This window comes from Enterobacter sp. BWH52, from assembly GCF_001037565.1.
GTDB classification, from domain to species: Bacteria; Pseudomonadota; Gammaproteobacteria; order Enterobacterales; family Enterobacteriaceae; genus Enterobacter; species Enterobacter hormaechei_C.
Genome location: NZ_KQ089854.1, coordinates 2727180 through 2738284, shown reverse-complemented (window position 1 = coordinate 2738284; position 11105 = coordinate 2727180). Strand labels below are relative to the sequence as shown.

Genomic DNA, 11105 nt, shown 5'->3' with positions numbered 1-11105 from the left:
TTAAGGCTAACTGGCAAGATTTACCCGACAGCGTACCCGAAGTGAAGGGGTACACCGGCTGGGATCATATGCGCTGTGATATGGATGCGGGGCGATAACTGATGAAAGGATTATGTACCGTTCTCGCAGCGACGTCCGTTGTGCTGGCGACCGGATGCCAGGCTAAAGAACCGCCCACACAGGTTGTTTACCGGTTCGATGATCACCGTTTTCTCGAATTGAAAGGCTGGGGCTGCGAAGGTGAACTCTGGTATACGGATACTCTTCGGGGTATTCATACCAGGCCCGTCAGTCAATTTTATCGGATTTTCACCAAAAAATTTGTTCATCCTTCTGAACGATATATTGCCATACCCACCTGGGATGACCCAGGAACAATGATTTCAAAAGATTATGGTAAAACATGGTCTCCCCAGTTTTTTTCGGTAGGGCCTAATGAGCCCGATGGTACTAACCAACCATCCTATGAGGATATTATTTCTTTCACCGTCGTCAACGATCAGGGCTTTTTACTAACCAAACACCGGCTGTATATGTCATCAAAGCCATTTGAAGATCCGCGCATTCTGCCCGGCGGGCCGGGGATTGCCTATACCGTGGATGACGGAATGGGAAATAAAGTAAGCGATACGCTGGACCCCCGTTTCCCTGGCTGGGCCTGGGGAATGGTCTATATGACTAAGCAGGGGCTTAAGCACAGCACACAGCAATTTAAGGCTAACTGGCAAGATTTACCCGACAGCGTACCCGAAGTGAAGGGGTACACCGGCTGGGATCATATGCGCTGTGATATGGATGCGGGGCGATAACTGATGAAAGGATTATGTACCGTTCTCGCAGCGACGTCCGTTGTGCTGGTAACCGGATGCCTGGCAAAAGAACCGCCGACGCAGGTAGTTTATCGGTTTGATGATCATCGCTACCTTGAGTTGAAAGGCTGGGGCTGTGAAGGTGAACTCTGGTATACGGATACGAAGCGAGGCATTCACGCCGAACCCGTTAGTCAGTTTTATCGACTCTTTACCCGTAAATTTATTCACCCATCAGAGCGATATATTGCTCTGACGGGATGGGGAGTGAGTGGATTCATAGTATCTAAGGACTATGGGAAAACGTGGCACTCCGTAGCGTTCTCACCAAATCATAATGAACCCAATGGTGATGACTACGCGCCGTATGAGGATATTATTTCTTTCACCGTCGTCAACGATCAGGGCTTTTTACTAACCAAACACCGGCTGTATATGTCGTCAAAACCGTTTGAAGACCCGCGCATTCTGCCCGGCGGGCCGGGGATTGCCTATACCGTGGATGACGGAATGGGAAATAAAGTAAGCGGGAAGCTGGACCCCCGTTCCCCTGGCTGGGCGTGGGGAATGGTCTACATGACTAAGCAGGGGCTCGAGGGCAGCACGCAGCAACTTAAGGCTAACTGGCAAGATTTACCCGACAGCGTACCCGACGTGAAAGGCTATACCGGCTGGGAGCACATGCAATGCAACATGGATGCGGGAAAATAGGGAGATAAAGCGATGAAAGGCGTCATTAGGTTAAACGATCCGCTGATAAGCGGAGGAAAAGTCACTAAGGCCTCTGGGGCAGACTTTATGGGGCAGCCCGTGGCCTTAAAAGATGATCTTGCGCAGTGTCCGCTCCATAAAGGGACGTTCGCAATCACTGAATGTCACCCAACCTGGACCATGCATGGCCGTGGGGTTGTGGTAGATGGCTGTCGCGCGGCGTGTGGATGTGAAATCAAAAGTACCTTACCTGTGGCGGGAGCTTCGTAATGCGCGCGTGGTGGTTATACAAACAACAGCCAGACCCGGATTCCACTGTGCCAGTCGTCATGATTGTTTTCCTCTATGTGATAGCCGTCGCAATGGGCCTCGCGATCCGGGCTCTCACCTGGCCTGAACAGGAACACGTTACGGCTCTCTTTTTTGTGCCTTCAGTTATTCTGCCCATCTGTGTTGTATCGTTGCTAGTTTTTACAAGTTTCATATTTCATGACGCCAACATTCATTATGCTGAAACCCGAAAATTCATAGCAAAAGAGCAGGAGATTAATTTAAAGGCGTATGCGCGAAAAAATATCGCTATCGCAGCATGGTCTGCAATCACCCCCCTGGAGGAACCCGCGCTGAATATGTTGAAACTGGAAGGCGAATTTCCGCTGGCACCGAAAACGCCGGTTAATATTCAGCTGGAAGATCGCTTCGACCAGACCAGGAATGAACAGATGTTTTACCGCTTACTGGACCCGATGGCAGAAAAATTGAAGGACTATAACTACCATATTTTTGAAACCGTTGTCTGGGTTCACGGAGGGAGTGGATCCTGCATTGATGAACTGAGGCGCACTCTGGAGCGGTTGGGTATTGAAACGGCAAGCACGTGTAAAATTGAGTACAGCACAGAATGTCCTGACTACGCGATCGTTAGCCAATGGATGAACTTATCTGATTACAGAGTTGAAAACCGGTTGATTGTTATCGTTGATTTACATGAAGAAAGCGGCGAATCAAAGAGCATGGAAAATGCATGTGCATTCCTGCTGACCAGTCATTATGTCCGGGAGGAGGGCGAAAAACCGGTATATTTATATCAGCCTATGTCTGACGTGACCGATGTAGAGGACAAAATGGCGGTCTTCCTTGAGACGGGTTCGGTACTTACGCCGAAAAATCTCTGGTATACCGGGCTGTCCCGTATTGAAAAATATCCATTAATGCAGGCACTGGATAAAAAAGCGCTCACGGTGGAACGGCTGGATATCGATGCCTCTCTGGGCGCAAAGAGTGCCGGGTATCGGTGGCTGGCTCTGGCATTTGCGGCGGATGCGGTCAAATATGCCCAGGGGGAGCAACTGGCAGCTTATTCAGACAAAAACAAATTTTGTATTACTTCGCTTTCCTCCATGAAGACAGCTATCCCAAAAAAACTTACCTGGTGTAACTGGAGTAATCCCCTTTATCCTGCGGGGATGGCGGCTTTATTCTGCGTGTTATCCCTCATTGCCTATCGTATCAGTTTCCTGGCGCAAAACGATCCGCCAGCAATCTGGGAACTGATTGCGAGCATCATCATTCCCTTCGTTATTTTTATTGGCCTCGGTATTTTTGTTTTCATCTCGAAAACGAATGAAGCCTACGAGGACATGGAATACGAATGGAAGCGATAGAAACGGAACAATGTTAATCATGTAATGTGGCTGGTCGCTTAGTTGACCAGCCTTTAGTTATTTACCCTGTCACTTTTACCGCAGTGGCCGCTATTTTCGCTCTCGCGACGGCTTCGTCCACGTTTTCCCCGGTTGCTAATGCCACGCCCAGACGACGGCTTCCGTCGATCTCCGGTTTGCCGAACAGTCTGACCTGTAAGCCTGCACCAACCGCACCTTCGACGTTATCAAAGGTGACATTCTGGCTGGTCAGCTGCGGCAGGATCACCGCGGAGGCTGCCGGGCCGTATTGACGGATGCCGCCAACCGGCAGGCCGAGGAAAGCGCGCACGTGCAGCGCGAACTCGGAGAGATCCTGTGAAATCAGCGTAACCATCCCGGTATCGTGCGGGCGAGGGGAGACTTCGCTGAAGATCACCTCGTCGCCGCAAACAAACAATTCCACGCCGAACAGGCCGTAGCCGCCCAGCGCCAGCACCGTCTTGCGGGCGATCTCCTGCGCGCGTGCCAGCGCCAGCGCGCTCATCTGCTGCGGCTGCCAGGATTCTCGATAATCGCCGTCTTCCTGACGATGACCAATCGGGTCGCAGAAATAAACGCCGTCCACGGCACTGACGGTAAGCAGGGTAATTTCGAAATCAAACTTCACCACGCCTTCCACGATGACGCGCCCGGCACCGGCACGACCGCCCTGCTGGGCATAGTCCCAGGCCTGGTCCAGCGTGCTGCTGTCGCGGATAAAGCTCTGCCCTTTGCCGGAGGAGCTCATTACCGGCTTAATGATGCACGGGTAGCCAATCTCTTCGACGGCCTGGAGAAACGCAGCTTTATCCCCGGCAAAACGGTAGCTGGAGGTCGGGAGCTGTAATTCTTCTGCCGCCAGGCGACGAATGCCTTCCCGGTTCATGGTCAGTTTTGCCGCAGTGGCGCAAGGCACTACGCGCTGGCCTTCCTGCTCAAGGGCAACCAGCATCTCAGTGGCAATGGCCTCAATTTCAGGCACCACGAAATCCGGTTTTTCCTCGGCAATTAACGCCCGCAGGGCATTGCCGTCAAGCATATCGATGACGTACGAGCGATGCGCAACGTGCATGGCAGGGGCGTTCGCGTAACGGTCCACTGCAATCACCTCCACGCCCAAACGCTGGCATTCAATGGCCACTTCTTTACCCAGTTCACCCGATCCCAACAGCATGACGCGCGTCGCGGCAGGGCGCAGCGCGGTTCCTAAACGAGTCATAAAAATCCCCCTGAAAAAGATGCGGGCAGTATAAACGAAAACGTTTGCGTCTGTCTTGTATGGGGATAACCGGACAAGGGGGAAATTTGCGCTTCTTTAGCACTGACAGACATTTCCTGACACCTGCTCGCTTAGGCTGTGAAGATTACGCACTGTTACGTGAGGAAAAATATGTCAGGCTGGATGAATCAACTGCAATCCCTGTTGGGACAAAAAGGCTCGTCGTCGGGCGAGCAGGGTCTAAGCAAGCTGCTGGTGCCGGGTGCGCTTGGCGGGCTGGCCGGTTTGCTGGTTGCCAATAAATCATCGCGGAAACTGCTTACCAAATACGGTACCGGCGCGCTGCTGGCGGGTGGAGGGGCTATTGCAGGCTCCGTCTTATGGAACAAATACAAAGACAAGGTGCGCAGCGCGCATCAGGATGAACCGCAGTACGGGAAGCAGGTATCGCCGTTAGATTTACGCACCGAGCGCCTGATCCTCGCCCTGGTCTTTGCAGCCAAGAGCGACGGGCATATTGATGCCAGTGAACGTGCCGCAATTGAACAGCAGATGCGGGAAGCGGGCGTTGAGGAGCAGGGCAGGGCGCTGGTGGCGCAGGCCATCGAACAGCCGCTCGATCCGCAGCGTCTGGCGCAAGGCGTGAAAAACGAAGAAGAGGCGCTGGAGCTCTATTTTCTGAGCTGTGCCGCCATCGATATCGATCACTTTATGGAGCGCAGCTACCTGAACGCCCTGGGCGATGCGCTGAAGATCCCCCAGGACGTTCGCGAGGGAATTGAGCAGGATATTCAGCAGCAGAAGCAGACTCTCGCGGGCTAGAAGGCCATGTTTCGCTTGCATCATACGCGTGTTTTGCCAACCTTATAGGATGTAAAACGAAAAAGTAAGAATGCCATGCCTCCAAAAGCCCGACGTACTCCTTATGCGATCACCACGCATGGCGATACGCGTATCGATAACTACTACTGGCTGCGGGACGATTCACGTTCCCGGCCAGAGGTGCTCGACTATCTGCACGAGGAAAACGACTATGGCCGCCAGGTCATGGCCAGCCAGCAGGCGCTTCAGGATCAGCTCCTGAATGAAATGGTGCAGCGTATCCCCCAGCGTGATGTCTCTGCCCCGTGGTGCAAAAACGGTTATCGCTATCGCCATATTTATGAGCCGGGAAACGAATATCCCATTTACCAGCGCCAGTCTGTGCTGAGCGCCGAGTGGGACGAATGGGAGATCCTGCTGGATGCCAACAAACGTGCTGCCCACAGTGAGTTTTATACGCTGGGCGGCATGTCCATTTCCCCCGATAACGCCATTATGGCGCTGGCTGAGGATTATCTCTCCCGCCGCCAGTACGGTTTGCGTTTCCGCAATCTTGAAACGGGAAACTGGTATCCCGAAATGCTGGATAATGTCTCCCCCGATTTCGTCTGGGGTAACGATTCAGAAACGGTCTACTACGTTAAAAAGCATGCCTCAACGCTGCTGCCTTATCAGGTCTGGCGTCATACGGTGGGGACCGATTCCGCCGACGATGAATTAGTCTACGAGGAAAAAGACGAGACGTTCTATGTCAGCCTGCACAAAACGTCGTCTCGCCACTACGTGATCATTTTCCTCTCCAGCGCCACCACCTCAGAAGTGCTGCTGCTGGATGCAGAGCTGCCGGATGCGCAGCCGCTGTGCTTCCTGCCGCGCCGTAAAGATCATGAGTACAGCCTGGATCACTTCCAGCACAGCTTTTACCTGCGTTCGAACCGCGAGGGCAAAAACTTTGGCCTTTATAAAACCAAAGTGCGCGATGAACGCAAATGGGAAGTGTTAATTCCCGCGCGCGATCAGGTGATGCTGGAGGGGTTCACCCTGTTTACCGACTGGCTGGTGGTGGAAGAGCGTCAGCGCGGACTGACCAGTATCCGCCAAATCAACCGCAAAACCCGCGAAGTGGTGGGCATTGCGTTCGATGACCCGGCTTACGTAACGTGGATCGGCTTTAACCCGGAACCGGAATCGTCCCGCCTGCGGTACGGCTATTCGTCGATGACCACCCCGGATACGTTGTTTGAACTGGATATGGACACCGGGCAGCGTCAGGTGATTAAACAGGCTGAGGTCCGGGGTTTTGAGTCGGAAAATTATCGCAGTGAGCACCTGTGGGTGACCGCACGCGACGGCGTTGAAGTCCCTGTATCGCTCGTCTATCACAAGGCGCACTTCAACAAAGGTAAAAACCCCATCCTCGTCTATGGCTATGGCTCCTATGGATCAAGCATGGACGCCGATTTCAGCAGCAGCAGGCTGAGCCTGCTCGACCGCGGTTTTGTTTATGCGATTGCCCATATTCGCGGGGGCGGCGAACTGGGTCAACACTGGTATGAAGACGGAAAATTTCTCAAAAAGAAAAATACCTTTAACGACTACCTTGATGTCTGCGATGCGCTGATCGCGCAGGGTTATGGCGATCCGCAGCTCTGCTTTGGCATGGGGGGCAGCGCCGGGGGCATGCTAATGGGTGCCGTGATCAACCAGCGGCCTGAACTGTTTAAAGGCGTTATCGCCCAGGTGCCGTTTGTGGACGTGGTGACGACCATGCTGGATGAGTCCATTCCACTGACCACCGGGGAGTTTGAAGAGTGGGGGAATCCGCAGGATGAAACCTATTATCGCTACATGAAAGAGTACAGCCCGTACGATAACGTTGAGGCGAAAGCCTATCCGCATATGCTGGTGACCACCGGCCTGCACGATTCCCAGGTGCAGTACTGGGAGCCCGCGAAATGGGTGGCGAAGCTGCGTGAGCTGAAAACTGACGATAATCTGCTGCTGCTGTGTACCGATATGGACTCAGGGCACGGAGGGAAATCAGGGCGATTTAAATCCTATGAAGGGGTGGCGCTGGAGTACGCCTTTTTGATTGGCCTGGCGCAGGATACGCTGCCAGGCCGGGCGGGGACTCAGGCTTCGCCTAAATAATGCTTCAGCGTCAGGCGCAGTTCCGGGCTCATTCTGTCGAGGTTGTTGTACAGCCAGCGCAGATAGCCCGGATCTTTGTCCGCCACTTCCGATACTGGCTTCCCGCGATATTTACCGAACGTAAAGGTAGTCAGTAGCGCGGGGCGCCCGGTAATGGTCGCCATATCGTCTGGCGTCCAGCCGGAAGTATTCATGATATCAATCAGGAGCGCTGCGGTGATGTAGCAGTCATAAAGGGCACGGTGATGATGCAGCCCTTCCGGCGTCCGCACGCTGAGTTTGCGCGACTTATACAGCGCCATATTGCTGTATTTGATCCCAGGCCACAGACGGCGCGCCAGCTTCATGGTGCAAATCCATTCGCCGGGCATCTCCGGCAGCACGCGGCGGTCAAAGCTGGCGTTATGGGCGACATACCACTGGCTACCGTGGTAAAGAGGGATGATCTCTTCAATCCACGGCTTATCCGCCACCATCGATTCCGTAATGCGATGTATAGCCATCGCCTGCGCACTGATGGGACGATCCGGGCGCACCAGATGGCTCATTGGGTTGACTATCTTTCCGTCAATCACGTCGACAGAAGCGACTTCCACAATTCCACCCTGCAAATCACAGGTTTCGGTATCGATAACGCGCAGCATTGATCGCTCCTGATCCTAAAATGCCTAGCCTAATGGAATGATATCGCCTTGCCAACCCTGTTGGCCTAAAGAACCGGTTAGCAGCAGTTCTCCCTTATCGGCACGTACAATCAGCTGACCTTTTTCATCCCATAACGCGCTACCGCCGCGCGCGTTCGCCATTAATACCGCGATGGCGTACTTGTGCGCGAAGCGTTGTAACGAACCGATCGATTGTCGCCAGCGGTGCTCGCCCACGGCCAGGCTGCTGGTGAACAGCGTTGCCTCCGGGTCCAGTTCCGGGGCGTCAGCCTGGTTATCCACGATGGTTAACCTTTTATCGCCAGGAATAACACCCGCACCGTTGCCCTGCGGATAACGCCGGATGGTCGACAGGTTAGGGGTGAAAAGCGCGAGTCCTTTCTGGCGCTGGCCGTGTTGCTGGAGCGTAATACCAGCAATCACCGTGATGAAACGTGACTGGGCGGCGTGAAGGAGGGGGGCAAGCTGCAAATCGTCAGGAGGTGGGGGTAAGGATGTTCCGCCTGGACCGGTAAGCGAAAGCTCCGGAAAGACGATCAAATCGCACCCATGCCAGGCAGCTTCGGCAATAAAGTGCAGGTGATGTTTTACGTGCTCATCAACACAGTTGTGCCGCGGGGCATACTGAGCCGCGGCAATATTCCATCGTGACATCGTGACTTCCTTATACACTAAGTCGCTGGGATTTTAAGATTACACCTAAATTTATCAGGGTTTTCTTATCCTGCCACATAACGCGTAAGGAAGTGTAACGAGACGTTAAGCTTATTTAACTTTAGGTTCGTACGGCAGGCGCGAGAGATTGACGGAGGCGAGGCGATGCGCAATGAGACGTTCGCGAAACCAGTCGCGCAGATGTGCGGGTTGTTCACGCTCTACCACTTCAGCTACGACGGGCATGTTGTAACGCTCTTTGAATGCGACACCCGCGGCGGCGAGATCGACATTCACTTTGTCCATCTCGTCCTGAGGAAGGGCGGCCAGGTTAACGTTCATTTCCTTCTCCTTTTTCTGCGGCGGCAACGTTACCGCGATTGTTCAACGATGACAAGGGAGCAAAGGATGTTCCTCGACTCGTTAATTATACAGAGTTATTCTTTAGCATTCAGGCATAACGAAAAGGAATGATTGTGATGCACTTTACCCCTTCCCGCGTCGCGTGCGCGCTGGCATTTCTGCTCTCTTCAGCAACCGCGACCTCAGCTCTGGCCCATGCGCATCTTAAGCAGCAATCCCCGCAGGAAAATACCGTTGCGGTGGCACCAGAGGTCATTACCCTGAACTTCTCGGAAGGCATTGAGCCTGCCTTCAGCGGCGTGGTGGTGACGGACGCGCAGCAGCACAAGATCCAGACCGGCGCGGTGAAGCGTGACGAGAAGGATAACGCAAAGCTGATTGTTCCTCTTGAGAAACCGTTGCCGACCGGCACCTACACGGTGGACTGGCACGTGGTCTCCGTGGACGGCCACAAAACCAAGGGCAGCTATCACTTTAGTGTGAAATAGTATGCTGGCCCTGAGCTACGTCGCGTTACGCTTTATCCATTTTGCTGCGCTGATGCTGCTTTTCGGCAACGCGCTTTACAGCGTCTGGTTTGCACCGTCTTCGTTGCAGCGCCTCATGACCCGGCGTTTCCAGCGGCAGCAGAAACTCGCGGCCTTAATCAGCCTGATGGCGGCTCTGCTGATGTTTGGCCTGCAAAGTGGGTTGATGGGCAACGGCTGGGGCGATGTCATTCGTCCGGCGGTCTGGCGCAGCGTGCTGGGAACGCAATTTGGCGGCGTCTGGTTGTGGCAAATGGTGCTGGCCGCTGTGACGGCGGGCGCTGCATGGCTTACCCCGCAAAAAGGCTCACGGCTGTTACTGCTCGTGATGGGGCAGCTGGTGCTGTTGGCGGGCGTGGGACATGCCGCGATGAACGGTGGCGCACCGGGAGCATTGCATCGTCTCAACCATGCGCTTCATCTGCTCTGCGCCGCGACCTGGGTGGGTGGTTTACTGCCGCTGCTGTTTTGTATGCGTCTGGCGAAAGGCCGCTGGCAGCCAGCCGCTATCTTTACCATGATGCGCTTCTCCCGCGTGGGGCATTACGCCGTGGCAGGCGTGCTGCTGACCGGGATAATCAATACGCTCTTTATTGTTGGCATAAACGTGCCGTGGCATGCGCCTTATGTCCAGCTGTTGTTGTTCAAATGTGCGCTGGTCATGATGATGGTGGCAATTGCGCTGGCGAATCGGTATTTTCTTGTGCCACGCTTTCGCCCGGAGGCCGGGCGGGAACAACAGATTTTTATCAGGATGACACAGGCAGAGGTGGTGCTGGGCGCGCTGGTACTGGCGGCCGTCAGCCTGTTCGCGACCTGGGAACCCTTCTGACAAGGTTAAATAACATATGAAAAAGACACTGCTTTCTCTTTTACTTCTCACCTGTGCCAGCAGTGCGCTGGCCGCGCCGCAGGTCATCACCGTCAGCCGGTTTGAAGTGGGCAAGGACAACTGGGCATTTAATCGTGAAGAGGTCATGCTCACCTGCCGTCCCGGTAACGCGCTGTATGTCATCAATCCCAGTACGCTCGTGCAGTATCCGTTAAATGACGTAGCGGAGCAGCAGGTGGCCAGCGGGAAAAGTAACGGACAGCCTGTCAGCGTGATCCAGGTGGATGACCCGGCAAACCCCGGGCAGAAGAAAAGTCTGGCACCGTTTATTGAGCGCGCTGAAAAGCTCTGCTAGCCGTCAGGTTTCCAGTAAAAAAAAACCGCAGGTGCTTGTAAAAGCTCTGCGGTTTTTCACATTTAGTGATGTTCTGACGCTTTTTTTCAGACCACTTTTACTGTGGACTGGAAAACCTGACGTCGTCATCTATTCTTAAAGGGCAAGGCGATTGAGCCTGCATTAATGCCAACTTTTAGCGCACGGCTCTCTCCCAAGAGCCATTTCCCTGGACCGAATACAGGAATCGTATTCGGTCTCTTTTTATCTATTTGTTTTTAAAGGGTTTTTTCGGTATTAACACGAAATCCCTCGAAAATTACTCGAATATTC

Annotated in this window: 13 protein-coding genes; 9 read left to right on the top strand and 4 right to left on the bottom strand. The window is 53.8% G+C overall.

Annotated elements, in window-relative coordinates:
* The first annotated feature begins 101 nt into the window (after positions 1–101).
* The 4 genes from SK47_RS13015 to SK47_RS13005 are packed head-to-tail and all read left to right on the top strand — an operon-like array spanning position 102 to position 3184.
* Positions 102–809 (top strand): T6SS immunity protein Tli3 family protein, encoded by a 708-nt coding sequence (locus tag SK47_RS13015; RefSeq protein WP_039267600.1) that lies wholly within the window; start codon positions 102–104, stop codon positions 807–809.
* A gap of 3 nt (positions 810–812) precedes the next feature.
* Positions 813–1520 carry a T6SS immunity protein Tli3 family protein gene (locus SK47_RS13010; RefSeq protein ID WP_048244449.1) on the top strand — a complete coding sequence of 236 codons (708 nt, stop codon included), beginning with the start codon at positions 813–815 and terminating at the stop codon, positions 1518–1520.
* 12 nt (positions 1521–1532) lie between these two features.
* Positions 1533–1790 (top strand): PAAR domain-containing protein, encoded by a 258-nt coding sequence (locus SK47_RS23290; protein ID WP_023324870.1) that lies wholly within the window; start codon positions 1533–1535, stop codon positions 1788–1790.
* Positions 1790–3184, top strand: coding sequence for a hypothetical protein (locus SK47_RS13005; RefSeq protein WP_048244447.1), 1395 nt, complete (start codon positions 1790–1792; stop codon positions 3182–3184). Before SK47_RS23290 ends, SK47_RS13005 begins: the two co-directional genes overlap by 1 nt.
* A gap of 61 nt (positions 3185–3245) precedes the next feature.
* Here SK47_RS13005 and purT read toward each other — a convergent pair whose 3' ends face one another.
* Positions 3246–4424 (bottom strand): formate-dependent phosphoribosylglycinamide formyltransferase, encoded by a 1179-nt coding sequence (gene purT, locus SK47_RS13000; RefSeq protein WP_023314341.1) that lies wholly within the window; start codon positions 4422–4424, stop codon positions 3246–3248.
* A gap of 171 nt (positions 4425–4595) precedes the next feature.
* Here purT and SK47_RS12995 point away from each other — a divergent pair, with 171 nt between their 5' ends.
* Both SK47_RS12995 and ptrB read left to right on the top strand, forming a co-directional pair.
* Positions 4596–5246: a tellurite resistance TerB family protein gene (locus SK47_RS12995; protein ID WP_032609515.1), complete on the top strand. Its 651-nt coding sequence runs from the start codon at positions 4596–4598 to the stop codon at positions 5244–5246.
* Positions 5247–5321: 75 nt separating this feature from the next.
* Positions 5322–7397, top strand: coding sequence for an oligopeptidase B (gene ptrB, locus SK47_RS12990; protein WP_045343596.1), 2076 nt, complete (start codon positions 5322–5324; stop codon positions 7395–7397).
* Here the strand turns inward: ptrB and exoX are convergent.
* From exoX to SK47_RS12975, 3 genes are all read right to left on the bottom strand, one after another.
* A complete protein-coding gene (exoX, locus tag SK47_RS12985) occupies positions 7379–8041 on the bottom strand; it encodes an exodeoxyribonuclease X (protein WP_015570288.1) in 663 nt (220 codons plus the stop codon). The genes ptrB and exoX overlap by 19 nt on opposite strands.
* A 24-nt stretch (positions 8042–8065) precedes the next feature.
* On the bottom strand, positions 8066–8716 hold the full coding sequence (locus tag SK47_RS12980) for a carbon-nitrogen hydrolase family protein (protein WP_003859783.1): 651 nt from the start codon (positions 8714–8716) through the stop codon (positions 8066–8068).
* Between the two features lie 111 nt (positions 8717–8827).
* A complete protein-coding gene (locus SK47_RS12975) occupies positions 8828–9058 on the bottom strand; it encodes a DNA polymerase III subunit theta (protein WP_003859784.1) in 231 nt (76 codons plus the stop codon).
* A gap of 137 nt (positions 9059–9195) precedes the next feature.
* Between SK47_RS12975 and yobA the strand changes: the two genes are divergently transcribed.
* From yobA to SK47_RS12960, 3 genes are read left to right on the top strand one after another with little or no spacing between them, the layout of a single operon-like run.
* The gene (yobA, locus tag SK47_RS12970) at positions 9196–9567 is read left to right on the top strand and encodes a CopC domain-containing protein YobA (RefSeq protein ID WP_045329847.1); all 372 of its coding nucleotides are present in this window, start codon (positions 9196–9198) and stop codon (positions 9565–9567) included.
* Between the two features lies 1 nt (position 9568).
* Positions 9569–10438, top strand: a complete 870-nt coding sequence (copD, locus tag SK47_RS12965; RefSeq protein WP_045329843.1) for a copper homeostasis membrane protein CopD — start codon at positions 9569–9571, stop codon at positions 10436–10438.
* A gap of 16 nt (positions 10439–10454) precedes the next feature.
* Positions 10455–10793 carry a YebY family protein gene (locus tag SK47_RS12960; protein WP_003859787.1) on the top strand — a complete coding sequence of 113 codons (339 nt, stop codon included), beginning with the start codon at positions 10455–10457 and terminating at the stop codon, positions 10791–10793.
* The last annotated feature ends 312 nt before the right edge of the window (positions 10794–11105 follow it).